The following is a 24,153-nucleotide window of genomic DNA, read 5'->3' on the forward strand; positions in this document are numbered from 1 at the left end:
GCCTGTCAGACGTCCTGGCCGCAGGCGCGGCAGAAGCGCCGCACGGTCTCCGCCATGCCATGTTCCAGCGCGTCGGCGGTCAGGCCATGCCCGATCGACACTTCGGCAAGACGCGGGATGCGCGCGACGAGCGCCGGCAGGTTGGCAACCGTCAGGTCATGGCCGGCATTGACGTCGAGGCCGAGCTCGAAAGCGATATCCGCCGTCTCGCCAAGCCGTTCGACGATCCGCGCCGCCTCGGCCGGATCGTCGTAGCAGCCGCCATAGGGGCCGGTGTAGAGCTCGATCCGGTCCGCGCCGACCTCCTTCGCGATGGTCAGCGCCTCACGGTCGGGATCGCCATCGGCAAAGACCGAGACGCGCAGCCCCAGCTTCTTCAGCCGGCCGACGATGTTGCCGAGGAGATTATGGTTCTTGCGGAAGTCCCAGCCGTGGTCGGAGGTCGCCTGGGAGGGATCGTCGGGCACGAGCGTCACCTGCTCGGGGCGATGTTCCTCGACGAGCCGCATGAAGCCCTCTTCCGGAAAGCCCTCGATGTTGAATTCCGTATCCGAGAACTCCGTGTCGATGAGGTTGCGGATCGGTGCGAGATCGGAAAAGCGGATATGGCGCTGGTCCGGCCGCGGATGCACGGTGAGGCCGCTCGCGCCTGCCTGAAGGGCGATCCGGCCAAGGCCGGTGACGCTCGGCCAGGGCAGGTCCCGCCGGTTGCGCAGCATGGCAATGGCATTGAGATTGACCGACAGTTTCGCAGGCATGGCGACGCAAACTCCTCTTGCAGGCCACAAGGTCTAGCCTGTTGTTTCCACAAGGGCAATCGCCGCAAGGCGGCCGCAGACCGGGGCCTTGCGGCTTTGTGGCGGGAGCCTGTGCATGCCCCCTTGCCGTTGCGCAAGAATCACCGGTAGAATCCCGATGATTTTAGGGGATGCCGGGCCGGCGTCCCGTCTTGGGGAACGGGAAGGAAATCGGGCAGCAGCGATGGTCTCCTCTGTGGCGACACCATGAGCAGGACCGACAGGCCGGCGTGCGAACGTGTGCGGCGTGCGCTTGATGCCATCATCACGAGCGAGGCCTTTGCCCGCTCCGGGCGGTTGCGCTCGTTCCTTTCCTATATCGTCGAAAGCGAGCTCTCCGGCAAAGCCGCCCAGCTCAAGGGCTACAGCATCGGCATCGACGTCTTCGGCCGGCCGCCGGGTTTCGACGCCGGCAACGACCCGCTCGTACGCGTCCAGGCCGGCAAGCTCAGGAAACTGCTGGAGCAGTACTACGAGACGGAAGGCGCAGGCGACCGCCTGCGTATCCGCGTGCCGCTCGGCAGCTACGTTCCGGAATACAGCGCTGCCGAGGACGAGCCGGAAGCGGTGGACGACGCCTCCGCCATGCCGCCCCCCACGGTGCGGGCCGCGCGGCAGAAGCCGGAAGTGCGTCGCTCCTGGCTCCCCGCGCCGGTCTCCTCGCCGCTCGCCCTTTTCTCGCTGCTGCCGCTGTTCTTCCTTGCCCCTTCCATCTATCCGGACGCCTCCAGCGCGGCGATCGCCAAGGCGCAGCTGGCGCTGTCGGTGCAGAACAAGCTTGCCGGCCTCGCCCAGGCGCTGCCGAGCCTCCACATCCTGCAATGCTGGCCATCGGGCGGCGAATGCAATGCGCTGGCCCGCGCCATCGCCGGCTCCGCCGGCTACCACAGGACCGTGCACCTCGTCGATTTGCGCGAAGCGCCGGAACCGCACGCGCTCTCCTACGCCCTCCGCATCGAGAACCGCCCGAACGGACACGGCGTCTACGCCCGGCTGATCCACGAACCGTCCGGGACCACGGTTTTCACTCGCCACTTTTCGCACGAACAGCTCCGCAGCGAAGGCGGCCTTGCCTATGAGGCGGTCGCTTTCGCCGCCCGCGCCCTCACCGCCACCGGCCCGCTCTATCGCCATGCCATGCGCACGGGAACGGCCAGCAGCCTCATGGAATGTCTCGCACAGGCGGAGCAGGACCCGCCGCGCGGAACACCCGGTGCCGGTGAGCCGATCGCCTGCAACCTGGCGCCGGCGACGCTGGCCGGGGTCTCGCCGACGGAGAGCCCCGTCACCACCCTGACGCGCTGAGGCTCCCGCATCCAACCGGCAGGCGGCGCCAGAAAATACATCCCTAGATATAACGATAGGCACGCCCCTCCCTTGGGTTTATTTTATGATGCAGGGCGGATTGGTAGTGTGTGCCGCTCGGATTCAGGATTCCGCACAATCGAGTCGCGAACGGAATCTGGAATCCCTGCACGATCGCATACAGTTTCATCGGCATGCACAGCCGGTGAAACGGTGAAGGGCATTGTCCGCCGGCGCGTCATCCAGCCTTCGCAGGGAGGCTGGTCATGGGCCGGCGACCGGGGGTTAAGCACATGACCAATCTACTTCTTGCGGGCTGCTTTCATGATGACCAATGAGTCGAAGAAGGCCGACAGCCGCTCGGGCGCGCGCAAATCCATCCGTTTTCTGCCAATCGCGCCCCTGCCGGAGAACCTGCCCGAAGGACGCCTTGCGATTGCGGACATGGCCAACGCCTTCGGCGTGACCCATCGCACGCTGCATTTCTACGAGGAGAAGGGCCTTTTGACCGCGGCCCGCGTCGGCCCCATGCGGGTCTACGGCCCGGATGAGATCCAGCAGATGGCGGTGGTCAACACCTGTCGCGAGACGGGCATGCCGGTCGCGGTGATCCAGGAACTGCTGGAGCGCCTTTCCGCCGCCGAAAGCCAGGAGGAGGCCGACGGCGTCTTCCGCAACGCCATGACCGCCCGCAAGCGCGAACTGGTGGCGCAGCAGTCGACGATCCGCCGGCAGATGCAGCAGATCAGCGAACTGCTCGACTTCAGCTCCGCCCACGAGCCGGAGACGAACGACAACACGCCCCGCGCCCACCTGACACCGGCCGAACTGCGCTGCCTTGCCCTGATGGCGGAAGGCTACCCGACGAGCCGCATTGCCCGCGCGCTCGAGATCGAGCCCGGCGAAGTGCAGGTGATGGAAAAGAACATCATTGCCAAGTTCGACAGCAACAACCGTTTCCAGGCCGTCGCCAAGGCGGTCATGCTCGGCATCGTCGGTCACTGAAACCGGCGAGACGGGCCGGACATGACGACCGGCCCCTTCCATCCGCTTCCTGAAAAGCGGTCCGTCGCGCGGGTCCTGTCTATCGCACGACGGTGAGCGTTTCCGCGGCGCGCGTAATGGCGGTGTAGAGCCAGCGTTCGCGCGTGTCGCGGAAAGCAAAACTTTCATCGAACAGCACGACATTGTTCCACTGCGAGCCCTGCGCCTTGTGCACGGTCAGCGCATAGCCGAAATCGAACTCGTCATAGCGCTTGCGCGTCGACCAGGGGATTTCCTCGTCGAGGTTCTCGAAGGCGGCCTTCAGGAGCTTGATCTTGGCCGCGCCGCGATCCATGTCGTCGTCCTCCGGCCGGATCATCAGGTTGATGCCGGGCTTCACCGTCTCCTTGGACGAGCTCATCACCTGCCAGAGCGAGCCGTTGAGCAGGCCCTTGGCCGGGTCATTGCGCAGGCACACCAGCTTGTCGCCGGATTGCGGATAGTCGGTGGTAAAGCCCTTCAGCTCGCGCAGGCGCTGGTTGTAGCGCCGCCGCGTCCGGTTCGTGCCGACGAGCACCTGGTCGGCATCGAGCACGAGCGTCTGGTCCACCTCGTTGCGACCGATGACGCGCGCGGCGCCATAGTCGCCATAGGCGATGTCGCTGCCCTCGCGCACCTGCATGGCGAGCTGGATGATCGGATTGTCGCGCGCCTGCCGGTGGATGTCCGTCAACAGATAGTCCGGCTCCTGGTTGGTGAAATAGCCGCCGCCGGAAACGGGCGGCAGCTGGCCGGGATCGCCGAGCACGAGGATCGGCGTGCCGAAGCTCATCAGGTCCTTGCCGAGCGCCTCGTCGACCATCGAGCATTCGTCGACGACGACGAGGGCGGCCTTGGCGACCGGGCTCTGGCGGTTGATGGAGAACATCGGCGAGACCGAGGTCTTGCCCGTCTCCTCGTCCGCCACCTCCTCTTCCCCGCGCGGACGGTAGATCAGCGAGTGGATCGTCTTGGCGTTGGTCGCGCCCTTGGAGCGCAGCACCTGGGCGGCCTTGCCGGTGAAGGCGGCGAACAGCACCTCGCCGTCGACATTCTCCGCAAAGTGGCGGGCAAGCGTCGTCTTGCCCGTGCCGGCATAGCCGAACAGGCGGAACAACGGCTCGCGCCCGTCCTTCAGCCACCGCGCGACGGCCTTCAGCGCGTCATCCTGTTGGGGTGCAAATTCCATGACCGGACTTGGCAGGATTCGGCGCCGCGAGGCAAGGGGGACGTGGCCGTTTCGCGGGCTGGCGGGCGGATTCGTCGCCCGGGCGATTTTCCCCTGTTCGCCGACGCCCTGCCGCGCTATTGAGGGCGCAGTTTTCCGGAGCGATCCTTGTCCCGCGCCTCCCCTCCCTCGAAGAGCACCGTCCCGCCCGCGGGATTCGGCAGGCTGCCCGCCCTCCTGCAATGGTTTGCGGTCGGCGCGCTCTCGGTCGTCATCACGGTGCCGCTGGAATTCGGGGGCTTTCCCGCCGCCCTGCTGATGGGACCGATGCTGGCCGGCATCGCCGTGGCGCTGGGCGGGGGAACGATCCGCCTGCCGCGCATCTTCTTCTTCTTCGTCCAGGTCGTGCTGGCCCTGATGATCGCCACCACGGTCTCCGAGGATTTCCTCGGCACCTTCCAGCGCAACTGGCCGCTGATGCTGTTCGTCGTGGTCTCCGTCATCAGCATGAGCACGCTGTGCGGCTGGCTGATCACGCGCACCGGCATCCTGCCCGGCACGACGGCGATCTGGGGCTCCTCCGCCGGCGCCGCCTCGACCATGATGATGATGGCGGAAGCCTACGGCGCCGATGCCCGGCTTGTCGCCTTCATGCAATATCTGCGCGTCGTCTTCGTTGCCAGCCTTGCCACGCTCGTCGCCCATTTCGGCGGGCACGACGGCGCGGCGGTGCCGCCGCATGCCTGGTTCGAGCCGGTGCCGCTGCCGCCGCTCGTCCTGATGCTGGCGGTCGGCATCGTCAGCGGCCTCGCCGGCCAGAAGCTGCGCATCCCGGCCGGTGCCTTCCTGGTGCCCTTCGCCCTCGCCGCCGTGCTCAATGCCTCCGGCGCCATCAGCATCGAGCTGCCGCAATGGCTGCTCGTCGTCGCCTTCACGCTGCTCGGCTGGAACATCGGCCTCGGCTTCACCCGCGCCATCCTCCTGCATGCGCGCCGGGCGCTCCTGCCGACGGTGCTCTCCATCCTCGCGCTGATCAGCTTTTCCGGCCTGCTTGCCGGCCTGCTGATCCTTCTCCTCGGCATCGATCCGCTGACGGCCTATCTCTCGACCAGCCCCGGCGGCCTCGATTCCATCGCCGTCATCGCCGCCTCCAGCAAGGTCGACGTCGCCTTCGTCATGACGCTGCAGACGGCCCGGCTCATCCTGGTGACCCTGTTCGGCCCGTGGCTTGCGCGATTCGTCGCCGATCGGGCTTAGGATCGATCGACATCCAGCCCAGGCCGGCATGAACTGAAAGGCGATTGGTCCTGGTCCATCGCGTTTTCAAGACGGATGGGTTTTCCATGCGGCGTCGCCTCGGCGGCGCGCGCCCAGCGGTCGGACAGCGCGGCCTGCTCCGCCTCGCTCGTAATGCCCCTTTCAGCAAGTAGCGAGGACAGCGCGGCAACCCAGCAGTCGAAATAATCGGCACCATCGGCCGCCCTTGCGGGCCGGTGAACCTCGCGCGACAGGGCCTCGGCCCACTCGCCCCAGGTGAAGACGCCCCGTTCGTGGAGGCGCACCGTCATCGCGAAGGCCTGCGCCTGCCAGGGTTCGGCGAAGACCGGATCGCCTTCCCGGGATTTCGGCAGGCCGGGCGAATCGGCCGGCGTCTCACACCGGCTCAAGATAGCTCTCCCAGGCGTCGATCGAGACGGTGAGGCCGGGCGCAGCCCCCTCGCCCCAGATCTCCGCCCCGTCGAAGACGACGGTATAGACCCATTGCGGGTTCTCGCCCCTGCCGTGCGCGCTGTCGTCCGGAAAGACGAAGGAGCCCTGCACGGTCTCGACCACGCCGACCTTGCCGCGGGCGTAACGCGGCAGGCGGGTATGCGTCGCCGGATTGACATTGCGGGTGCGCACGCGCGCGCCGGCGGCAAACCGCGGCGCCGTGTCGACCGGCCGGTCGCACGGCCCGCCCCTCGCAAGAACGGCCGGCACCATCTGCGCCGTCAGCACGCGCTTCGGCGTCGCGCCCTTCTCCAGCATCCGGCCCTCGGCAAGCTCCGCCCCGCTGACGAAGCCGTGGCGCTGCAGAAGCGTTTCCAGCGCCCGGATCCAGATCTCGTAATAGCTTGCGGCAAGATAGGTGGCCGGCGGGATGTTTTCCCGCGCATGGCGGCTTTCGTCGATGGTCCAGGCGCCGAAGGCGCCGCAGGAAAGCGTCACGCCGAGCGCCCGCTTTTCCCACTCGGCATGGAAATACGGCTCGTTAACCTCCGGCGCGACGGGGCCGAAACCGTGCAGGCCGCCGAGATCGTGCGGCCCGTTCATGCCCGCGCCTCGGGAGAAAGCGCCAGCCCGGTGCCGATCATGGCATCGCGCGTCACGAGATCGGCAAGCGCTTCCTGGTCAAGCCCCTCGCTGCCCGCCGGCCGCTCCGGCACGACGAGATAACGCAGCTCCGCCGTCGAATCCCACACGCGAATCTTCCGGTCGGCCGGCAGCGTGACGCCGAATTCCTCCAGCACGCCGCGCGGGTCCATCACGGCGCGCGCGCGATAGGCCGGCGCCTTGTACCAGACGGGCGGCAGGCCGAGCACAGACCAAGGATAACAGGAGCAGAGCGTGCAGACGACGAGATTGTGCGTCTCGCCGTCGTTGAACACCGCCCGCATATGCTCGCCCTGCCGGCCGGTATAACCGAGGCTGGCGATCGCGGCCGTCGCATCCTGCTTCAGCCAGGCGGCAAAATCCGGCTCCGCCCAGGCCTTGGCGACGACGCGCGCGCCGTTGCGCGGGCCGATCTTCGTCTCGTAGGTCTCCACGATGACGTCGATGGCCTCCGGATCGATCAGGCCCTTCTCCGTCAGGATGGTTTCGAGCGCGCGCACGCGCGCTTCCATCGGCGAGAAATGGTTGTCGTGATGATGGTCGTCGTCGTGGTCATGCATGTGCATGGCAGTCCCTGCGCTCCGGTCCGGCCTTCCTTTTACGCGTCTAGCGCAGCATCGGCCAGAGGCTTGCGACGAGCAGCAGGGCCATGGTGATATTGAACCATTTCAACCGCACCGGATCGGAGAGCCACTGGCGCAGCGCCGAGCCGAAGCCGGCCCAGGTGGAGACGCTGGGGAAGTTGACGATGGCGAAGGCGATGCCGACGATCAGCACGCTCATCGTGTAGTTCGCCGCGTTCGTATAGGTCGCCATGGCGGAGACGGCCATGACCCAGGCCTTCGGATTGACCCACTGGAAGGCGGCGGCTTCAAGGAAGCTCATCGGCCGCGCCCCCGTCTTGCCTTCGCCAAGCGAGCGCGACGTGCCGATCTTCCAGGCGATCCAGATGAGGTAGGCGCCGCCCGCGAACTTCAGCAGCGTATAGACCAGCGGCACGGCCTCCAGGAGCGCGCCAAGCCCGAAGCCGACGGCAAGCAGCAGCACGAGGAAACCGACGCCGATGCCGCACATATGCGGGATCGTGCGCACGAAACCGAAGTTCACGCCGGAGGCGAAGAGCATCATATTGTTCGGGCCGGGGGTGATGGAGGTGGTGAAGGCGAAGACCAGAAGCGCCAGAAAAATCTCGATCTGCATGGGAGGTCCTGAATATCCCGGTTGTTTTTTCCGATTGATAGTCCATCTCCTTGCAACGACCAGCCAATTCTTGTCATGCATGCAATTTGGATGGCTGATGCATGGCCCATGCAAGCGGAGCGCAACATGAAAGCGGAACTACCGGCAGTCACCCTCCCCGGCGGTCGGCAGGTGCCGGCCCTCGGCCTCGGCACCTGGCACATGGGCGAAGGCGATGCCTCGATGGCCGCGGAGGTAAACAGCCTTCGCGCCGGCATCGACCTCGGCATGACGCTGATCGACACGGCGGAAATGTATGCCGACGGCGGCGCCGAGACCGTGGTCGGCGAGGCGATCCGGGGCCGGCGCGATGCGGTGTACCTCGTCAGCAAGGTGCTGCCCTACAATGCGAGCCGCAGCGGCACGATTGCCGCCTGCGAGGCGAGCCTGAAGCGCCTCGGCACCGACCATGTCGACCTCTACCTCCTGCACTGGCGCGGCCGCCATCCGCTCGCCGAGACGGTCGAGGCCTTCGAGGCGCTGAAGGCTGAGGGCAAGATCGGCGCCTGGGGCGTCTCCAATTTCGACAAGGACGACATGCTGGAACTGCTCGACGCCGCCGAGCCCGCCCGCCCCGCCGCCAACCAGGTGCTCTACAACCTGTCCCGCCGCGGCATCGAGTTCGATCTCCTGCGCTGGAGCCAGGTGCAGGGCATCCCGATCATGGCCTATTCGCCGCTCGACGAGGGCCGCCTCGTCGGCCATCCGGTGCTGGAGGAGATCGGCCGCATCCACAAGGCGAGCTCCGCCCAGGTCGCCCTCGCCTTCCTCCTGACCAGACCCGGCGTCATCGCCATCCCGAAGTCCGGCTCGCCGGACCGGGTGCGCGAAAACTTCCACGCCGCCGAGATCCGCCTGACCTCGGAGGACCTCCGCCTCCTCGACGAAGCCTTCCCGCCGCCGACGCGCAAGCGGCCGCTGGAGATGATCTGATCCTTCTGAAAAGAAAAGGGCTTTTCCTTTTCCTGAAAAGCCCTCCCCCACCCGCGACGTCATCCTCGGGCTTGACCCGAGGACCCACCCACAAACTCAAGGCGCGCCGTGTCACGTGGATCCTCGGGTCAAGCCCGAGGATGACGGAGGAGAGGCTTGAGGCTCTGCCAAGACGTCCAACGCGGAAGCTTCGTCCGACAGGTTGAAAGCACTCGCCCCTCTACCCGCTCACATGCCCTGCGGGCCGCGGTTCATCGCGGCGATGCCCGTGCGACACACTTCGCTGAGGCCGAGCGGCTTCATGATCGCGACGAACTGGTCGACCTTGGACGATTTCCCCGTGATCTCGAAGATGAAGTGGTCCGTGGTCGCATCGACGACCTTGGCGTGGAAGGCGTCGGCAAGGCGCAGGGTTTCCGCGCGCATCTCGCCGGAGCCCGTGACCTTGACCAGCGCCACCTCGCGTTCGATCGGCCGTTCCTGGCCGAGCACCTTTGCACGAACGGTGAGATCGACGACCCGGTGCACCGGCACGATGCGTTCGAGCTGCGACTTGATCTGTTCGAGAACGCTGGGCGTGCCGCGCGTCACGATGGTGATGCGCGAAAGATGCGCCTCGTGCTCGGTCTCGGAAACCGTGAGGCTCTCGATGTTGTAGCCGCGGCCGGAGAACAGGCCGATGACGCGGGCAAGCACGCCCGGCTCATTGTCGACGAGCACGGAGAGCGTGTGGCTCTCCGCGACCTGGGTTTCCTTGGCGATGAAATAGGCAGAGCCGGTGGGCTGAAGGTGTGCGTTCATGATGTTCTTTCCTCACGCAATTCCAAACGCAAAACCGCTTCACGCTTTTGCTGGAATTGCTCTCCTTTCCATCAAACGAGCTGGCGGCCCTTGGCGTCGATCGCATTGGCGACCGCTTCGTCCGTGGCCTCGTCGGGCAGCAGCATTTCGTTGTGCGCCTTGCCCGAGGGGATCATCGGGAAGCAGTTGGCGAGGTTCGCCACGCGGCAATCGAAGATGACCGGGCGCTTGACGTCGATCATCTCCTGGATCGCGCCGTCGAGATCGCCGGGCTTGTCGCAAGCGATGCCGACGCCGCCATAGGCTTCCGCGAGCTTGACGAAGTCAGGCATCGCCTCCGTGTATGAGTTCGAAAGGCGGTTGCCGTGCAGCAGCTGCTGCCACTGGCGCACCATGCCCATGTACTGGTTGTTCAGGATGAAGATCTTGACCGGCAGGTTATACTGCACGGCACAGCTCATCTCCTGGATGCACATCTGGATCGAGGCATCGCCCGCGATGTCGATGACGAGGCTGTCGCGGTGCGCGACCTGCACGCCGATCGCCGCCGGGAAGCCGTAGCCCATCGTGCCGAGGCCGCCCGAGGTCATCCAGCGGTTCGGCTGCTCGAAGCCGTAGAACTGCGCCGCCCACATCTGGTGCTGGCCGACTTCCGTCGTGATGTAGGTGTCGCGGTCCTTGGTCAGCTCGTAGAGGCGCTGGATCGCGTATTGCGGCATGATCACGTCGTCGCTCGCCTTGTAGGCGAACGAGTTGCGCGCGCGCCACCTGGCAATCGACGTCCACCAGTCCGCCTGGACCGCCTTGTCGTAATCCTTCGCGGCAGCGCGCCACTGGCGGACCATGTCCTCCAGGATCGCGCCGACATCGCCGAGGATCGGAACGTCGACGCGGACGTTCTTGTTGATCGAGGACGGGTCGATGTCGATATGGATCTTCTTCGAGTTCGGCGAGAAGGCGTTGAGGCGGCCGGTGATGCGGTCGTCGAAGCGCGCGCCGATGCAGACCATGACGTCGCAGTCGTGCATCGCCATGTTCGCCTCGTAGGAGCCGTGCATGCCCAGCATGCCCAGCCAGTTCTTGCCGGAGGCCGGATAGGCGCCGAGGCCCATCAGCGTCGAGGTGATCGGGAAGCCGGTGATCTCGACCAGCTCGCGCAGCAGGCGCGAGGCTTCCGGTCCGGAATTCACGACGCCGCCGCCGGAATAGATGACCGGCCGGCGGGCCGAGCGCATCAGGCTGACGGCGGCCGCGATCTGGTTCGCGTCGCCCGTGAGCTTCGGCTGGTAGCTCTTCTGGATGGGCGCGGCGGAGGGCGGCGTATAGGTGCCGGTCGCGAACTGGACGTCCTTCGGGATATCGACGACGACGGGACCGGGACGGCCGGACTGCGCGATGCGGAAGGCCTCGTGGATGATGCGGGCGAGATCGTTGACGTCCTTGACCAGCCAGTTGTGCTTGGTGCAGGGGCGCGTGATGCCGACCGTATCGCATTCCTGGAAGGCATCCGATCCGATGAGCGTGGTCGGAACCTGGCCGGTGAGGCAGACGAGCGGGATGGAATCCATCAGCGCATCCTGCAGCGGCGTGACGGCATTGGTCGCGCCCGGGCCCGAGGTGACGAGCATGACGCCGACCTTGCCGGTGGAGCGGGCATAGCCTTCGGCCATGTGGCCGGCGCCCTGCTCGTGGCGCACGAGGATATGCTCGATGTCGTCCTGCTGGAAGATCTCGTCATAGATCGGCAGGACGGCACCGCCCGGATAGCCGAAGATATGTTCCACGCCATTGTCTTTCAGGGCCTGCAAGACAATTTCGGCGCCCGTCATCTGATTTTCTGTTCCGCTCATCGGATTTCCGTCCGTCTCTTTCGTATTTCGGGTGATTATCGAATTTCTGGGCATAAAAAAAGGCCCCTTGGAGGAGCCTGTTTACCGCGCATGGGTGCTTTCGCCGGGTGGTTACACCACCCTGCCCATGCGCGTTCCCACCACAAGAATGATAGAGGTCAGATTTTTCATGGGGCGAAGTGTTAACGGCAAAGCCCCCGCGCGTCAACGCCTTTCCGTCTGTTTCGCAATGGCACGGATTCTGGTGTGAGCGTCAAATTACAACCAAAGGATGTATCAGGACGAAACGTCTTATTAAGCGGCAATCATTAGACTTCGCCTTTGATGGCAAGGAGTGCCGTGATTGCTGAACAGTGATTTTCAGAATTCCATTGTAGCCGGCGAGCAGGATCGCCGGAATGGCCTGTCGACGGGCAACCGGCTGCTCGGCCGCGTCGTCGCCTGCAATGGGTCGCACGCCACCATCAGCGCCGTCGCCGAGAGCGGGGAAACCGCACTCACGGAACTGTGGGCCGTCGGCCGCCTCATCTCCATTTCCGTCGGCCGCAACCGCGTCGTCGCGCTCGTCTATTCCATGTCCACCGACCAGCAGAGCTGGGTGGAGAACCACGACACGGTCTTCCGCATCGAGGTGGAACTGCTCGGCGAGGTGCATGTCAGCGCCGACGGCCGCGAGGAATTTTCCGCCGGCATCACCGATTACCCGCATCTCGGCGCCATCGCCCACCGCATCCGCGCCTCGGATCTCGCCAAGGTCTACGACACCGGCAAGAACGACGTCTGCGCCATCGGCAAGCTGACGCAGGACGAGACGCTCGACGCGACGATCCATGTGCCGTCGATGCTGGAGAAGCACTTCGCCATCGTCGGCACGACCGGCGTCGGCAAGTCCACCTCCGTCACGCTGCTGCTGCACAAGGCGATCCAGGCCGATCCGCGCCTGCGCGTGCTCATCCTCGACCCGCACAACGAATTCGCCTCCGCCTTCGGCGAGCTTGCGGTCATCATCGATACCGATACGCTGGACCTGCCCTTCTGGCTGTTCCGCCTGGAGGAATTCGCCGAAGTCGTCTTCCGCGGCCGCCCGCCGGTGCCGGAGGAGATGGACATCCTGCGCGACCTGATCCCGGAGGCCAAGCGCGCCTTCCGCGGATCGAGCGACAACGGCCTGATGCGCCGCACGAGCGAGAAAAGCTCGGTGACGGCCGATACGCCGGTGCCCTTCCGCATCGCCGACCTGCTCGCCCTCATCGACGAGCGCATCGGGCGCCTCGAAGGCCGGGCGGAAAAGCCGCACCTGCGCTCGCTCAAGGTCAAGATCATGTCGGCGATCAACGACCCGCGCTACCATTTCATGTTCTCCTCGAACACGATCACCGATACGATCCTCGACACGATCGCCCGAATCTTCCGCATTCCCGGCGACGGCAAGCCGGTGACCACCTTCCAGCTCGCCGGCATCCCGTCCGAAGTCGTCAATTCGGTCGCCTCCGTGCTCTGCCGCATGGCCTTCGAAATCGGCCTGTGGAGCAATGGCGGCGTGCACATGCTGGTCGTCTGCGAAGAGGCGCACCGCTACGTGCCGGCCGACATGAAGCTGGGCTTCATGCCGACGCGCCAGGCCATCGCCCGCATCGCCAAGGAAGGCCGCAAATACGGCGTCTCGCTCGGCATCATCACCCAGCGCCCCGGCGAGCTCGACCCGACGATCCTCTCCCAGTGCTCGACGATCTTCGCCATGCGCCTTGCCAACGAGCACGACCAGGAGATCATCCGCTCGGCGATCCCCAATTCCTCGTCCTCGACGACCAGCTTCATCTCCTCGATCGGCAATGGCGAGGCGATCGCCTTCGGCGAGGCCGTGGCCGTGCCGATGCGCATGCGCTTTTCGCGCGTCGACGCCAATCGCCTGCCGAAGGCGAACGGCACCGGCGTCAAGATCAGCGACGAGACGCCGCAAAGCGTCGACCTGCGCTCCATCGTCGCCCGCATGCGCGCCATCACCGGACCCGACATTTCCGGCTTCCAGAACGCCTATCTCGCCGCCCAGGGCCAGAATGGCTCCTTGCCGACCGGCTACGAGGATGCGCCCTACGAGGACGAGGAGGATTACATCGAGACGCTGCAGGCCGCGCGTCCCGCCGCCCAGCCGTCCCAGCACGAGCCGTACCGGCCCGACATGCTGCCGGGCGCCCAGGGCGCCTACGACCCCTCGCCCCAGGAGCGTTTCGAGGCGATCCGCCGGGAATTGGCCTCCGAGCCGCAACGCCCCGCTGCCGATCCCTACCGCCAGCCGGCGGCACGCCCCGCGCCCGCCTTCGGCGAGCAGCAGGAGCCGCGGCGCGAGGGCTCCATCCGCGAACAGCTTCTCAAGAAGCCGCTGAGCAGCCTGATCCGGCGCTAGGGCGGGCGGACCCTTCCGCCTCCTGCGCCTTGAGGCCTGGTTTACGCCCGTCGCGGAAAGCCGCTACGGACCCTCATTGGTCGTGCCCGCGGCGGCCAGCGGGTCGATGCGCTGCCAGCTCTCGTCGAGCTGGTTGCGGAACCAGGTCATCTGGCGCTTGGCATATTGCCGCGTCGCCGCCGCGCCGCGCGCGACGACCTCCGCCGCACTCATCGTCCCGGCCAGCATCGCCGCGATCTGCGGCACGCCGATCGCCTTCATGACGGGCATGGCGGGGGAAAGGTCAAGCGCCAGCAGCGCCTGCACCTCCTCCACCGCGCCGGATGCCAGCATGTCTGCGAAGCGCCGGTCGATGCGGGCGGCCAGCACCGCGCGGTCCGGCAGGACGACCAGCTTCTCCGCCCGGTCCGCATCGATGACGGCCGGCCCCGTCGCCGCCTGGAAGGCCGAGATCGACTGCCCCGTCGCCTCCAGCACCTCCAGCGCCCGCACGATCCGCTGCCCGTCGCCCGGCTTCAGGCGCGCCGCCGTTTGCGGATCATGCGCCTCAAGCACACGGTGCAAGGCCTCGGCCCCCTCTTCCGCAAGCCGGCCGCGCAGATGCGTGCGGACGGCCTCGGGAATCGCGGGCATGTCGGAGAGCCCGCCCGTCAGCGCGCGAAAATAAAGGCCGGTGCCGCCGACGAAGACCGGCAGTTTCTCCCGCCGCCGCAGTTCCGCAACGACCGTCGCCGCCTCGCGCAGCCAGTCGCCGGTCGAATAGGCCGCACCGGCCGGCACATGGCCGTAGAGCCGGTGCTCGATGCCGGCCATGTCCGCCGGCTGCGGGCGGGCGGTGAGCACGTTCAGCGTGTCGTAGACCTGCATGCTGTCGGCATTCACCACCACGCCATCGTGCTCGGTGGCCAGCCGCACGGCGAGCGCGGACTTGCCGCTGGCCGTCGGGCCCGTTATCAGGATCGCGTCCCGCTTTCGATCAAGGTTTCTCATCATGGCTTTCGTTGCCACGCTTGTCGCCAATCCGTCAAACCCCGTCCTGACGCCGGCCCTTGCCGAAAAGGCCGCCGATGTGGTCAAGGCGTCCGGGCTCTACTGGCTTGCCGACGGCATCGCCTGCGACATCGCGCTGCGCGACGGCGGCGACCTTGGCGCCGCGGAGGCCGCAATCCGCGCCGTCATTGGGGCCGAGCCGGTCGATCTTGCCATCCAGGAAGCGGAAACGCGGCGCAAGAAACTGCTGATCGCCGACATGGATTCGACGATGATCGGCCAGGAATGCATCGACGAGCTCGCCGCCGAAGTCGGCCTCAAGGACAAGGTCGCGGCGATCACCGCCCGTGCCATGAACGGCGAGATCGCCTTCGAGCCCGCGCTTCGCGAGCGCGTCGCCCTTCTCAAGGGGCTCCCGGTCTCCGTTATCGACGAGGTCATCGAAAAACGCATCACGCTGACGCCGGGCGGACGCGAACTGATCGCGACGATGAAGGCCAAGGGGTATTATACCGCCCTCGTCTCCGGCGGCTTCACCGTCTTCACGAGCCGCATCGCCGCCATGCTCGGCTTCGACGAGAACCGCGCCAACCTGCTGCTCGACGCCGACGGCAAGCTCACCGGCGCGGTGGCGGAGCCGATCCTCGGCAAGCAGGCCAAGGTCGACGCCCTCATCGAGGTTTCCGAACGGCTCGGCATCTCGCCGGACGAAGCCATGGCCGTCGGCGACGGCGCGAACGACCTCGGCATGCTGCACCTGTCGGGTGCCGGCGTCGCGCTGCACGCCAAGCCGGCCGTCGCGGCCGAGGCGAGGATCCGCATCGACCACGGCGACCTCACCGCCCTGCTTTACCTCCAGGGCTACCGCAAATCCGACTTCGTGACCGGCTGATGCCCATCGCCACGACCAGGCGCCTGGTGCTCAGGAACTGGGAGGAAAAGGACCGGGACCTTTTCCACGAGATCAATTCCGATCCCGTGGTGATGGAATTCTTCCCGTTCCTGCGCACACGCGCGCAGTCCGACGAGCTCTTCGAGCGCATCCGCGGCATCATCGCCGAAACGGGCCTCGGCTTCTACGCGCTCGCCGAGCGGGAAAGCGACGCCGCCCTCGGCTTCTGCGGCCTTTCCCGCACGACGGACCGGCTGGAACCGCACCTGCCGGCCGGCACGGTGGAGATCGGCTGGCGGCTGGCGCGACGCCACTGGGGCCGGGGCTACGTCACCGAAGCCGCCGAACGGCTGCTCGCCTACGGCTTCGAGGAGAAAGGCCTTGCCGAGATCGTCTCCTTCGCCGTCGCCGGCAACACGCGCTCCATCGCGGTCATGCGGCGCATCGGCATGCGCACCGCGCCGGAGCGGAATTTCGACATGCCCGACCTCGACGACCCCACCCTTCGCCCGCATGTCCTCTACACGCTGGATCGCGCGGGCTGGCAGAGCCGCTGAGAGCCCCCGTAAAACGGCCGCTGAAGCAACACTCCAGCGGCCTAATTCCATCTCGCAGCTTTCGCCCGCAAGCCCCTGAAGGGACTCGCCCTTAATCGATGCGCACGGTGATGTAGCGCAGCGCTCCGGTGCGGTTGGCGATCATCATCAGCGCGTTGCGGCGGTCTTCCGACTTCAGCTTGGCGATGCGGGTCTTGACCTCTTCCGCCGTCGTCACCGCCTCCTGGCCGATCTCGACGATCACGTCGCCGGGCACGATGCCGCGCTCGGCGGCGGCCGAATCGGGCGCCACCTCGGTGATGACGACGCCCTTGACGCTTTCGACGATCTCGAAGGTCTTGCGCGCCTCCTCGCCAAGGTCGCTGATGCCCATGCCGAGCACCGTGTCGGCCTTGCTGGGCTGGGCCTCGCCGGTCTCGGGCGCCATGCCTTCCTCCGTGGTGCCCTCGCCCTCCGTCACCTCGTCCTCGCCGGCCTGCTTCTCGCCGTCCTCGAGGCGGCCGAGCGTGACCTTGACGGTCATTTCCTTGCCGTCGCGCAGCAGCACGACATCGACGGCCTTGCCGACCGGGCTTTCGGCGACGACGCGCGGCAGGTCGCGCATCTCGTCGACATCCTTGCCGTCGAAGCGGATGATGACGTCGCCGGTCATGATCGAGCCGTTGTCGACCGGCCCGCCCTTGATGATGCCGGCGACGAGCGCGCCCTTGGCCTCGCTCATGCCGATGCTTTCGGCGATGTCGTCGGTAACCGGCTGGATGCGCACGCCGAGCCAGCCGCGCCGTGTCTCGCCGAAGTCGCGCAGCTGCAGGAAGATGTTCTGCGCAAGCTCCGTCGGCACGGAGAAGCCGATGCCGATCGAGCCGCCGGAGGGCGAGATGATCGCCGTGTTGATGCCGATGACCTCGCCCTTCATGTTGAACAGCGGGCCGCCGGAATTGCCGCGGTTGATGGCGGCGTCCGTCTGGATGAAGTTGTCGTAGGGACCGGCATTGATGTTGCGCCCGCGCGCCGAGATGATGCCGACCGTCACCGAACCGCCGAGGCCGAACGGGTTGCCGATCGCCATCACCCAGTCGCCGATGCGCATGGTGCGGGAATCGCCGAAGGGCACCGCCTTCAGCGGCGCTTTCGGCTCGACCTTCAGGAGCGCAAGGTCGGTCTTCGGGTCGGTGCCGACGAGCTTGGCCTTCAGCTTGGAGCCGTTGGCGAAGTTCACCTCGATATCGTCCGCGCCCTCGATGACGTGGTTGTTCGTGGCGATGAAGCCCGAGGGATCGATGACGAAGCCGGAGCCGAGCGAATTGACGGTCTGGCCCTGGTTGCCCTCCTCGCCGCCTTCCCCCTTGAAGAACTCGTCGAAGAAGTCCTGGAAGGGCGAGCCTTCCGGCACCTGGGGAACGGGCGCCTTGTCGTCGCTCTTGACGTTCTGCGAGGTGGAGATGTTCACCACGGCATCAAGCAGGCTTTCGGCGAGGTCGGCGACAGATTCCGGGCCGTTCGGCTGGACCTGCGCGGCCGCCGGAACGGCAAGCGGTCCCCCCGCGACCAGCGAAAAACTCACCGCGAGCGCGAGTACCGCATGGGCAACGCTGGACCTCATCTTCAAAGCCATGGTCGGCATCCTCTTTCGTCTGGATTGTCGCAGCGAGTGTTTGCCCCGGATACGGCAAAAATCAGTCCGCCGCGCTGAAATCATGTGAAGTCTTGCCCGTCTTCGCGGGCAGCCGCAAGGGCCGCGTTCACGCGCCGCGGATGAACCAGACCATGGCGACGCCCAGCGCCACGGCGGCGAGCCCCGACATGCGCAGCTGGCTTTCCGGAATCTGCGGCAGCATTTCCGCCATGAGCTTCAAAACCGAAGGGGCCAGTGCGTACACCAGCCCCTCGATGATCAGGAAGAACGCGATCCCCGTCAGGAAATCGGACATGCCGTTCTCAGTTTGCGGTCGACGGCGTCGTCGCCGTGCCGTTGCCGGTGCCCGTCGCCGCACCCGAGGTCGCAGGCCTCATGCCCGCAGCGTCCTCGAAGTAGCGGAAGAACTCCGACTGCGGCGACAGAACCAGCGTGGTGTCGGACGAGGTCATCGAGGTCCGGTAGGCGCTCATCGACCGGTAGAAGTCGAAGAAGTCCGGGTCCTGCGAGAAGGCTTCGCCGAAGACGCGGTTGCGCTCGCCTTCGCCCTCACCTCTGAGGATTTCCGAATCGCGCTGCGCGGCCGCGATGAACTCGACGACCTGGCGGTCGGCGATGGCACGGCGTCGCTGGCCCTCTTCGTTACCGCGGGCGCGGATGAGTTCGGCTTCCGCCAGACGCTCGGCCTTCATGCGATCGTAGGTCTGCTGCGAGACTTCCTGCGTCAGGTCCGTGCGGCGGATGCGCACGTCGGAGATCGTGAGGCCGAGGTTCGAGGCGTCGTTCGTCAGTTCGCCGCGCACTTCACGCATCATCGAGGCGCGCTCTTCGGAAAGCGCGGATTCGAAGCCGCGCAGACCGTAGACCCGGCGCAATGCCGCATCGAGACGGGTGCGCAGGCGCGCTTCCGCCGATTCCCGGTCGCCCGAGACCGCTTCGCGGAAGCGGCGGGCATCGGTGATCTTGTAGACCACGAACGCATCGACCTCGTAGAACTTGCCGCCCGAGACCTGGACGCGGATGTCGTCGAGGTCGAAGCGCAGCGCCTGGTCCTGGATATACTGCACGCTGTCGGCGTCCATGAAGCCGAAGGGCAGCTTGAAGTAGAGGCCGGGCTCGGCCTTGACGTCCTGGATCTGGCCGAAGCGGATGACGATCGCCTGCTGGCGCTCGTTGACGACGAACACAGAGGAATAGGCGATGAAGAGGAGAACGCCGATGGCGATCAGGATTGCCGGTACACGATTGCCCATTACTGCGTGCCTCCCGCCTGCTGCTGGCTGGTCGACCGGCCAAGTTCGTTGAGGGGAAGGAACGGAACGACGCCCTGGCCGCCCTGCTTCTCGTCGATGATGACCTTCTTGGAATTCTGCATCACGCCTTCCATGGTTTCAAGGAAGAGGCGCTTGCGGGTGACGTCCGGCGCTGCCTTGTACTGTTCGTAGATGGACAGGAAGCGTGCCGCCTCACCTTCCGCTTCCTTGACGACGCGGTCCTTGTAGGCGGCCGCCTCTTCGCGGATCTGCGCGGACTGGCCGCGGGCAAGACCCAGCTTCTGGTTGGCGTACTGGTTGGCTTCCTCGACGAAGCGGTCCTCGTCCTGCTCGGCGCGTTGCACCTCGTCGAAGGCATCGGCCACCTCGCGCGGCGGGGCCGCGTCCTCGATGGCGACCGTGTTGATCGAGATACCGGAGCCGTAGGCGTCCATGGTCGCCTGGATCGTCGTCTTCACGCCTTCCGCGATCGCCTGGCGGTTGTCGCGGAAGATGTCCTGGGCGGGACGGCGGCCGACGACTTCGCGCATGGCGCTTTCGGCAACCTGCTGCAGCGTCTCGGCCGGGTATTCGAGGTTGAAGAGGTAGGACTGCGGATCGGTGACCGAATAGAGCACCGAGAACTGCACGTTGACGATGTTCTGGTCGCCCGTCAGCATCAGGCCGGAGCTGTCGGAATTCGAGGAGGCCGTGCGGCGGCCGATATTCTGCTGCTGCTCGGTGATCTTCACGAGTTCGACGGTTTCCAGCGGCCAGAGGTGGAAGTGCAGGCCGGGCATGGAGACTTCCTGCTTCGGCTTGCCGAAGCGCAGCTCGACGCCGCGCTCGTCCGGCTGGACGGTGTAGATGGAACTCATCAGCCAGAAGACGCCGACGAGCAGCAGCGCGATGACCACGACGCCGCCGTTGATGCCGCCGGGCATGACGTTCTTCAATTGGTCCTGGCCGCGCCGGATGATGTCCTCAAGGTCGGGCGGGCCGCCATTGCCGCTTCCGCCGCCGCCGCGGGGGCGGTTCGGTCCCTGCCCCCATGGCCCCTGATTGTTTCCGCCGCCGCCGCCCCAAGGGCCGCCGCCGCCGTTCTGATTGCTCCAGGGCATCAATACCTCTTTCTTTATATCCCTACGTGCCGCATTTCGCGGAGTGTTTCACCGCGAAACGCGAGGTGAACCCGTTATAGGTATCCCTCCGGCACCTTTCAACAAATCCGCGTGGGCTTGCGGGCCTGTGCGGCAAAATAGTTCGTGATCGGGGGCTTATGCGGCCGCTTTTCGGCGCCAGGTGACAAAACGCATGGCGTGACTGTCCTTCTCGCCCTGCGGAATCGGCTCTTCCACCGCCTTTTCGAAGACGGCCGGGTCGATGTCGGGAAAGCGCGCATCGCCCTCCACATCCGCCTTGACATGGGTGACATGCAGGATATCCGCCCGGTCGAAGGCCTGGGCGTAGATCTGCCCGCCGCCGATGACGCAGACCTCGTCGACGCCCAGTCTTCCCGCCTCCCGGCGTGCGGCGGCCAGCCCCTCCTCGAGCGAGGAGACGACCTCGGCGCCGGGCGCGGAAAAGGCCGCGTCGCGGGTGATGACGATATTCGGCCGGCCCGGCAGCGGCCGGCCGATCGATTCCCAGGTCTTGCGGCCCATCAGCACCGGCTTGCCGAGCGTCAGCTGCTTGAAGCGCTTGAGGTCCGACGGCAGGCGCCACGGCAGGTCGCCGTCGCGGCCGATGACGCCGTTCCTGGCGACGGCCACAACGAGGACGATCTTGGCTTCAGTCATGCGGACACCTGGAAATCAGACGGCAATGGGCGCCTTGATGGTTGAATCGGCTTCATAGCCGATCAGGGTGAAGTCCTCGAATTTGAAGGAGAAAAGGTCCTTCACATCGGGGTTGAGCTTCATGAAGGGCAAGGGCTTCGGGCGGCGCGTCAACTGGGTGCGCACCTGCTCGAAATGGTTGGAGTAGATGTGCGCGTCGCCCAGCGTGTGCACGAAGTCGCCCGGCTGCAGGCCGGTCGCCTGCGCCACCATCATGGTCAGCAGCGCATAGGAGGCGATGTTGAAGGGCACGCCGAGGAAGATGTCGGCGGAGCGCTGGTAGAGCTGGCAGGAGAGCTTTCCGTCCGCCACGTAGAACTGGAACAGGCAATGGCAGGGCGGCAGCGCCATCTCGTCGACCAGCGCCGGGTTCCACGCCGAGACGATGTGGCGGCGCGAGTTCGGATTGCGCCTGATGCTGTCGAGGACGGCGACGATCTGGTCGAGATGGCGCCCGTCATGGGTCGGCCAGGAGCGCCACTGGTAGCCGTAGACCGGGCCGAGCTCGCCCTCGGCATCGGCCCATTCGTCCCAGATGGTCACGCCGTTCTCGTTGAGATAGGCGATGTTGGTATCGCCCTTCAGGAACCACAGGAGTTCATGGATGATCGAGCGCAGGTGCAGCTTCTTGGTCGTCAGCACCGGAAAACCTTCCGAAAGGTCGAAGCGCATCTGGTAGCCGAAGACGCCGCGCGTGCCCGTGCCGGTCCGGTCGGCGCGGTCGGTGCCGTTTTCCATCACATGGGCGAGAAGGTCGAGATATTGCTGCATGGTCGCCGCCGATTCGTTGTCCAGCGTGAGATACTAGAGCGGGAACGGCGGCGTCCAAAGCGTGAAATCGGGTTGTCCCGGTTTTCCTCAGGCGAGCGCGCCGAGCGTGCCGAGCTCCTTGGCGGTGAGATAGTAGAAGGTGACGCGCGATTTGGTGCGGTCGTCGGCCATGGTCTTGCAGACGGTCTCCACGGCCTTGTCGGCCGCCTCGCCCGTGATGCCGAACTTCTTGGCGCACCACTTTTCCTTGACGCGGTTCAGCTCTTCCGGGTCGGAGCAGGAGACGAGCGAGGAGTCGCGGTTGCGCAGCGCGATGCCGAGATGGCTCACGATCTTCTTGACGATGGCCTCGTCCGCACCGCTGTCATACTTGCGGACATCTGCGAGATAGTCGGTCATGGTAGCTCCTCTACGATCTCTCGGCCGCCGCCATCATGACGGACCTGCCGCGTGCCATGTTTTTCATGCGGTCGCGGCAAGTCAAGTGCTAATAAAGCCCGGCCATCCCGTCCCGCTCGCCGGCTTCCAGGGCCGAGGCCCGCGGAAACCCCGCCCTCCGTTCGCCGAAACCGCCCGAGCCCGAAAACTTTGCCAGATCCCTGTCACAAAGCCCTTTTCTTGGGGGCCGAGAGCGCCTATATGAAGGGTGCTGCCTCGGCAGCTATGGCAATAAACGGGCGGTGTAATAAACCCATTGGACCCGGGGGCGGTACCCGGCGCCTCCACCAAAAACCGGTCTTTCCAAGCGGACCGGCTTTTGATGGGGGCGAAATAGGATCGACAAGGGCGTAAAGATCGACTTTTTGCTCGGCATTGTACCACCGTTATCGGGCTAAACTTGTAGTTGCAAACGACAACTATGCGGAAGCTCGTCTCGCTGCCTAATGGCGGTGTGACACTTCACTCAAAGTCCTGACGGGTCGCACCGGCAGGCGGGGTCCGAAGGCACCTGGCAACAGAAGCCTTCACCTTCTCCAATCTCTTGAAATGGTCTATAGCTGTGCCAGATGACTCGTGCCGACAGGTATGAGGCCGGAGCAGTTCCAGCAAAAAGCGTGAAGCGGTTTTGCGTCCGGAATTGCGTCGAAACAAGGGACGGAGCATTTCTGCGTTTCGAAGAAAAGCACAAATGCTCTCATGCAATGCCTGAACACAAAGGCTGGAAGAAAGACAGGAACGGATGGCGCAAGACCATATTCGCTATGACATTCTCGCCCAGGACGCGCTGCGCAGCGTCATCCGCAAGGTTTTGTCCGAGGTCGCCGTCACCGGGCACCTGCCGGGCGAGCACCACTTCTTCATCACGTTCCTCACCAACGCCCCCGGCGTGCGCATCTCGCAGCACCTGAAGGCGAAATATGCCGAGCAGATGACCATCGTCATCCAGCACCAGTTCTGGGACCTTAAGGTCACCGAGAGCCTGTTCGAGATCGGCCTTTCCTTCTCCGACACGCCGGAAAAGCTCGTCATCCCGTTCAACGCCATCCGCGGCTTCTATGACCCGTCGGTAAGCTTCGAACTGGAATTCGACGTGCCGGCCGTCGAGGAAGACGGACACTCCGCCGAGATCACGGCCTACCCCGCCTTCGCGGAAAAGGCGGAGGAAGCCATCGAGGAGCCGACGCCGCCGACCGGTGGCGACGACAACAACAAGGGCGGCTCCGTCGTCTCGCTCGATTCCTTCCGCAAGAAGAACTGAGGTCGCGCGATGAGCGGCGACGTCGTCAATCTCCGCCAGGTCCGCAAGCAGAAGGCCCGCTCCGAAAAGGAAAGGCAGGCCGAGCAGAATCGCATCAGCTTCGGCCGCACCAAGGCCGAAAAGGCGCTGACGCGCGCGCTGAACGACAAGGCGCAGAAGACGTTCGAACAGGGCCATCTGGAACGGCCCGGCCGCGACCCCGAGGATGGCGAAGGCTGATCTTTCAAGCCCTTGCCGTCGGGACCGGACTCGATACCGGAGAACGTTCCGGCGGCTCAAGGCAGAGCGGGCAGCTCCTCGCGCCTTCGGGCAAGCAAGGACCGCCGCGCTCTGCCGGAACGCTCCAACCGGACGGCGCCGGGGCGCAGGAATGGGCATGATCCGCAAATATTCGACGACCCTGCACGGCCACCGCACGAGCTTCTCGCTCGAGCCCGCCTTTCATGACGCGCTAAGGGCTATCGCCGACGAGCGCGACCTGCCGGTCGCCGCCCTCATTCGTGAAATCGACGATGCCCGCGGCGTCGAGGGCAACCTGTCCTCGGCGCTGCGCCTCCATGTGCTGGACTGGCTGAAACGCAAGGCAGACGGCGCAACGTAGCGCACGGCCCGCAAGAGGCCTTG

Annotated in this window: 26 protein-coding genes and 1 other RNA gene; 11 read left to right on the plus strand and 16 right to left on the minus strand. The window is 65.6% G+C overall.

Annotation, left to right across the window (positions count from 1 at the left end):
- Positions 1-5 precede the first annotated feature (5 nt).
- On the minus strand, positions 6-758 hold the full coding sequence (locus MUU56_RS07490; RefSeq protein WP_244766700.1) for a pyridoxine 5'-phosphate synthase: 753 nt from the start codon (positions 756-758) through the stop codon (positions 6-8).
- Between the two features lie 246 nt (positions 759-1,004).
- Here MUU56_RS07490 and MUU56_RS07495 point away from each other — a divergent pair, with 246 nt between their 5' ends.
- Both MUU56_RS07495 and MUU56_RS07500 read left to right on the plus strand, forming a co-directional pair.
- The gene (locus MUU56_RS07495) at positions 1,005-2,102 is read left to right on the plus strand and encodes a hypothetical protein (protein WP_244766701.1); all 1,098 of its coding nucleotides are present in this window, start codon (positions 1,005-1,007) and stop codon (positions 2,100-2,102) included.
- 324 nt (positions 2,103-2,426) lie between these two features.
- Entirely contained in the window at positions 2,427-3,107 is a 681-nt protein-coding gene (locus tag MUU56_RS07500) for a MerR family transcriptional regulator (RefSeq protein ID WP_398431854.1), read from the plus strand.
- 79 nt (positions 3,108-3,186) lie between these two features.
- Here the strand turns inward: MUU56_RS07500 and MUU56_RS07505 are convergent, their stop codons facing one another.
- The gene (locus MUU56_RS07505; protein ID WP_244766702.1) at positions 3,187-4,314 is read right to left on the minus strand and encodes an ATP-dependent DNA helicase; all 1,128 of its coding nucleotides are present in this window, start codon (positions 4,312-4,314) and stop codon (positions 3,187-3,189) included.
- A gap of 147 nt (positions 4,315-4,461) precedes the next feature.
- On the opposite strand from MUU56_RS07505, the gene MUU56_RS07510 reads away from it, so the two are divergent.
- Positions 4,462-5,550: an AbrB family transcriptional regulator gene (locus MUU56_RS07510; RefSeq protein ID WP_244766703.1), complete on the plus strand. Its 1,089-nt coding sequence runs from the start codon at positions 4,462-4,464 to the stop codon at positions 5,548-5,550.
- On the opposite strand, the gene MUU56_RS07515 is transcribed toward MUU56_RS07510, so the two are convergent.
- Genes MUU56_RS07515 through MUU56_RS07530 form a run of 4 tightly spaced genes read right to left on the minus strand, consistent with a single transcriptional unit; the run spans position 5,547 to position 7,866 of the window.
- Positions 5,547-5,960: a nitrile hydratase accessory protein gene (locus tag MUU56_RS07515; RefSeq protein ID WP_244766704.1), complete on the minus strand. Its 414-nt coding sequence runs from the start codon at positions 5,958-5,960 to the stop codon at positions 5,547-5,549. The two genes, MUU56_RS07510 and MUU56_RS07515, sit on opposite strands and share 4 nt — an antisense overlap.
- Positions 5,947-6,606 (minus strand): nitrile hydratase subunit beta, encoded by a 660-nt coding sequence (gene nthB, locus MUU56_RS07520; protein WP_244766705.1) that lies wholly within the window; start codon positions 6,604-6,606, stop codon positions 5,947-5,949. The genes MUU56_RS07515 and nthB overlap by 14 nt, the downstream gene beginning before the upstream one ends.
- On the minus strand, positions 6,603-7,232 hold the full coding sequence (nthA, locus tag MUU56_RS07525) for a nitrile hydratase subunit alpha (RefSeq protein ID WP_244766706.1): 630 nt from the start codon (positions 7,230-7,232) through the stop codon (positions 6,603-6,605). Before nthA ends, nthB begins: the two co-directional genes overlap by 4 nt.
- A gap of 40 nt (positions 7,233-7,272) precedes the next feature.
- Entirely contained in the window at positions 7,273-7,866 is a 594-nt protein-coding gene (locus MUU56_RS07530) for a LysE family translocator (RefSeq protein ID WP_244766707.1), read from the minus strand.
- Positions 7,867-7,992: 126 nt separating this feature from the next.
- Here MUU56_RS07530 and MUU56_RS07535 point away from each other — a divergent pair, with 126 nt between their 5' ends.
- Positions 7,993-8,838: an aldo/keto reductase gene (locus MUU56_RS07535; RefSeq protein WP_244766708.1), complete on the plus strand. Its 846-nt coding sequence runs from the start codon at positions 7,993-7,995 to the stop codon at positions 8,836-8,838.
- Positions 8,839-9,066: 228 nt separating this feature from the next.
- Here MUU56_RS07535 and ilvN read toward each other — a convergent pair whose 3' ends face one another.
- Positions 9,067-9,639 (minus strand): acetolactate synthase small subunit, encoded by a 573-nt coding sequence (ilvN, locus tag MUU56_RS07540; protein WP_244766709.1) that lies wholly within the window; start codon positions 9,637-9,639, stop codon positions 9,067-9,069.
- A 71-nt stretch (positions 9,640-9,710) separates the two neighbouring features.
- Entirely contained in the window at positions 9,711-11,489 is a 1,779-nt protein-coding gene (locus MUU56_RS07545; protein ID WP_244766710.1) for an acetolactate synthase 3 large subunit, read from the minus strand.
- A gap of 343 nt (positions 11,490-11,832) precedes the next feature.
- On the opposite strand from MUU56_RS07545, the gene MUU56_RS07550 reads away from it, so the two are divergent.
- Positions 11,833-13,893, plus strand: coding sequence for an ATP-binding protein (locus MUU56_RS07550; protein WP_244766711.1), 2,061 nt, complete (start codon positions 11,833-11,835; stop codon positions 13,891-13,893).
- A 63-nt stretch (positions 13,894-13,956) separates the two neighbouring features.
- Here the strand turns inward: MUU56_RS07550 and miaA are convergent, their stop codons facing one another.
- On the minus strand, positions 13,957-14,886 hold the full coding sequence (miaA, locus tag MUU56_RS07555) for a tRNA (adenosine(37)-N6)-dimethylallyltransferase MiaA (RefSeq protein WP_244766712.1): 930 nt from the start codon (positions 14,884-14,886) through the stop codon (positions 13,957-13,959).
- Between miaA and serB the strand changes: the two genes are divergently transcribed.
- Both serB and MUU56_RS07565 read left to right on the plus strand, forming a co-directional pair.
- The gene (serB, locus tag MUU56_RS07560) at positions 14,885-15,775 is read left to right on the plus strand and encodes a phosphoserine phosphatase SerB (RefSeq protein WP_244766713.1); all 891 of its coding nucleotides are present in this window, start codon (positions 14,885-14,887) and stop codon (positions 15,773-15,775) included. The genes miaA and serB overlap by 2 nt on opposite strands.
- Complete coding sequence (locus MUU56_RS07565) at positions 15,775-16,332, plus strand: GNAT family N-acetyltransferase (RefSeq protein ID WP_244766714.1); 558 nt, start codon at positions 15,775-15,777, stop codon at positions 16,330-16,332. Before serB ends, MUU56_RS07565 begins: the two co-directional genes overlap by 1 nt.
- Before the next feature lie 91 nt (positions 16,333-16,423).
- On the opposite strand, the gene MUU56_RS07570 is transcribed toward MUU56_RS07565, so the two are convergent.
- The 7 genes from MUU56_RS07570 to MUU56_RS07600 all read right to left on the minus strand — a co-directional run bounded on the left by MUU56_RS07570 (position 16,424) and on the right by MUU56_RS07600 (position 22,229).
- A complete protein-coding gene (locus tag MUU56_RS07570; protein WP_244766715.1) occupies positions 16,424-17,947 on the minus strand; it encodes a DegQ family serine endoprotease in 1,524 nt (507 codons plus the stop codon).
- 127 nt (positions 17,948-18,074) lie between these two features.
- Positions 18,075-18,263 (minus strand): DUF2065 domain-containing protein, encoded by a 189-nt coding sequence (locus tag MUU56_RS07575; protein ID WP_244766716.1) that lies wholly within the window; start codon positions 18,261-18,263, stop codon positions 18,075-18,077.
- 7 nt (positions 18,264-18,270) lie between these two features.
- Positions 18,271-19,221 carry a protease modulator HflC gene (gene hflC, locus MUU56_RS07580; RefSeq protein WP_244766717.1) on the minus strand — a complete coding sequence of 317 codons (951 nt, stop codon included), beginning with the start codon at positions 19,219-19,221 and terminating at the stop codon, positions 18,271-18,273.
- Entirely contained in the window at positions 19,221-20,342 is a 1,122-nt protein-coding gene (hflK, locus tag MUU56_RS07585; protein WP_244766718.1) for an FtsH protease activity modulator HflK, read from the minus strand. The genes hflC and hflK overlap by 1 nt, the downstream gene beginning before the upstream one ends.
- A 156-nt stretch (positions 20,343-20,498) precedes the next feature.
- Positions 20,499-21,020 carry a dihydrofolate reductase gene (locus MUU56_RS07590; RefSeq protein ID WP_244766719.1) on the minus strand — a complete coding sequence of 174 codons (522 nt, stop codon included), beginning with the start codon at positions 21,018-21,020 and terminating at the stop codon, positions 20,499-20,501.
- A gap of 15 nt (positions 21,021-21,035) precedes the next feature.
- Positions 21,036-21,830 carry a thymidylate synthase gene (locus tag MUU56_RS07595; RefSeq protein ID WP_244766720.1) on the minus strand — a complete coding sequence of 265 codons (795 nt, stop codon included), beginning with the start codon at positions 21,828-21,830 and terminating at the stop codon, positions 21,036-21,038.
- 87 nt (positions 21,831-21,917) lie between these two features.
- The gene (locus MUU56_RS07600; RefSeq protein ID WP_244766721.1) at positions 21,918-22,229 is read right to left on the minus strand and encodes a DUF2853 family protein; all 312 of its coding nucleotides are present in this window, start codon (positions 22,227-22,229) and stop codon (positions 21,918-21,920) included.
- Between the two features lie 210 nt (positions 22,230-22,439).
- Between MUU56_RS07600 and ssrA the strand changes: the two genes are divergently transcribed.
- From ssrA to MUU56_RS07620, 4 genes are all read left to right on the plus strand, one after another.
- Positions 22,440-22,800, plus strand: a transfer-messenger RNA (tmRNA) gene (ssrA, locus tag MUU56_RS07605).
- Between the two features lie 210 nt (positions 22,801-23,010).
- The gene (locus MUU56_RS07610; RefSeq protein WP_244766722.1) at positions 23,011-23,529 is read left to right on the plus strand and encodes an SspB family protein; all 519 of its coding nucleotides are present in this window, start codon (positions 23,011-23,013) and stop codon (positions 23,527-23,529) included.
- 9 nt (positions 23,530-23,538) lie between these two features.
- The gene (locus tag MUU56_RS07615; RefSeq protein WP_244766723.1) at positions 23,539-23,748 is read left to right on the plus strand and encodes a DUF4169 family protein; all 210 of its coding nucleotides are present in this window, start codon (positions 23,539-23,541) and stop codon (positions 23,746-23,748) included.
- Between the two features lie 157 nt (positions 23,749-23,905).
- Complete coding sequence (locus MUU56_RS07620) at positions 23,906-24,130, plus strand: ribbon-helix-helix domain-containing protein (RefSeq protein WP_244766724.1); 225 nt, start codon at positions 23,906-23,908, stop codon at positions 24,128-24,130.
- Positions 24,131-24,153 lie beyond the last annotated feature (23 nt).

This window comes from Shinella yambaruensis (assembly GCF_022899355.1).
GTDB classification, from domain to species: domain Bacteria; phylum Pseudomonadota; class Alphaproteobacteria; order Rhizobiales; family Rhizobiaceae; genus Shinella; species Shinella yambaruensis.

Excerpts from the sequence above, each read along its gene's own strand:
- MUU56_RS07535 (WP_244766708.1), top strand. The coding sequence starts at position 7,993 with ATGAAAGCGGAACTACCGGCAGTCACCCTCCCCGGCGGTCGGCAGGTG.
- MUU56_RS07595 (WP_244766720.1), bottom strand. The coding sequence starts at position 21,830 with ATGCAGCAATATCTCGACCTTCTCGCCCATGTGATGGAAAACGGCACC.
- hflK (WP_244766718.1), bottom strand. The coding sequence starts at position 20,342 with ATGCCCTGGAGCAATCAGAACGGCGGCGGCGGCCCTTGGGGCGGCGGC.
- MUU56_RS07565 (WP_244766714.1), top strand. The coding sequence starts at position 15,775 with ATGCCCATCGCCACGACCAGGCGCCTGGTGCTCAGGAACTGGGAGGAA.
- MUU56_RS07620 (WP_244766724.1), top strand. The coding sequence starts at position 23,906 with ATGATCCGCAAATATTCGACGACCCTGCACGGCCACCGCACGAGCTTC.
- nthB (WP_244766705.1), bottom strand. The coding sequence starts at position 6,606 with ATGAACGGGCCGCACGATCTCGGCGGCCTGCACGGTTTCGGCCCCGTC.
- MUU56_RS07490 (WP_244766700.1), bottom strand. The coding sequence starts at position 758 with ATGCCTGCGAAACTGTCGGTCAATCTCAATGCCATTGCCATGCTGCGC.
- MUU56_RS07545 (WP_244766710.1), bottom strand. The coding sequence starts at position 11,489 with ATGAGCGGAACAGAAAATCAGATGACGGGCGCCGAAATTGTCTTGCAG.
- MUU56_RS07610 (WP_244766722.1), top strand. The coding sequence starts at position 23,011 with ATGGCGCAAGACCATATTCGCTATGACATTCTCGCCCAGGACGCGCTG.
- MUU56_RS07505 (WP_244766702.1), bottom strand. The coding sequence starts at position 4,314 with ATGGAATTTGCACCCCAACAGGATGACGCGCTGAAGGCCGTCGCGCGG.
- MUU56_RS07590 (WP_244766719.1), bottom strand. The coding sequence starts at position 21,020 with ATGACTGAAGCCAAGATCGTCCTCGTTGTGGCCGTCGCCAGGAACGGC.
- MUU56_RS07530 (WP_244766707.1), bottom strand. The coding sequence starts at position 7,866 with ATGCAGATCGAGATTTTTCTGGCGCTTCTGGTCTTCGCCTTCACCACC.
- miaA (WP_244766712.1), bottom strand. The coding sequence starts at position 14,886 with ATGATGAGAAACCTTGATCGAAAGCGGGACGCGATCCTGATAACGGGC.
- MUU56_RS07570 (WP_244766715.1), bottom strand. The coding sequence starts at position 17,947 with ATGGCTTTGAAGATGAGGTCCAGCGTTGCCCATGCGGTACTCGCGCTC.
- hflC (WP_244766717.1), bottom strand. The coding sequence starts at position 19,221 with ATGGGCAATCGTGTACCGGCAATCCTGATCGCCATCGGCGTTCTCCTC.
- MUU56_RS07615 (WP_244766723.1), top strand. The coding sequence starts at position 23,539 with ATGAGCGGCGACGTCGTCAATCTCCGCCAGGTCCGCAAGCAGAAGGCC.
- ilvN (WP_244766709.1), bottom strand. The coding sequence starts at position 9,639 with ATGAACGCACACCTTCAGCCCACCGGCTCTGCCTATTTCATCGCCAAG.
- nthA (WP_244766706.1), bottom strand. The coding sequence starts at position 7,232 with ATGCACATGCATGACCACGACGACGACCATCATCACGACAACCATTTC.
- MUU56_RS07575 (WP_244766716.1), bottom strand. The coding sequence starts at position 18,263 with ATGTCCGATTTCCTGACGGGGATCGCGTTCTTCCTGATCATCGAGGGG.
- MUU56_RS07600 (WP_244766721.1), bottom strand. The coding sequence starts at position 22,229 with ATGACCGACTATCTCGCAGATGTCCGCAAGTATGACAGCGGTGCGGAC.
- serB (WP_244766713.1), top strand. The coding sequence starts at position 14,885 with ATGGCTTTCGTTGCCACGCTTGTCGCCAATCCGTCAAACCCCGTCCTG.
- MUU56_RS07500 (WP_398431854.1), top strand. The coding sequence starts at position 2,427 with ATGATGACCAATGAGTCGAAGAAGGCCGACAGCCGCTCGGGCGCGCGC.
- MUU56_RS07495 (WP_244766701.1), top strand. The coding sequence starts at position 1,005 with ATGAGCAGGACCGACAGGCCGGCGTGCGAACGTGTGCGGCGTGCGCTT.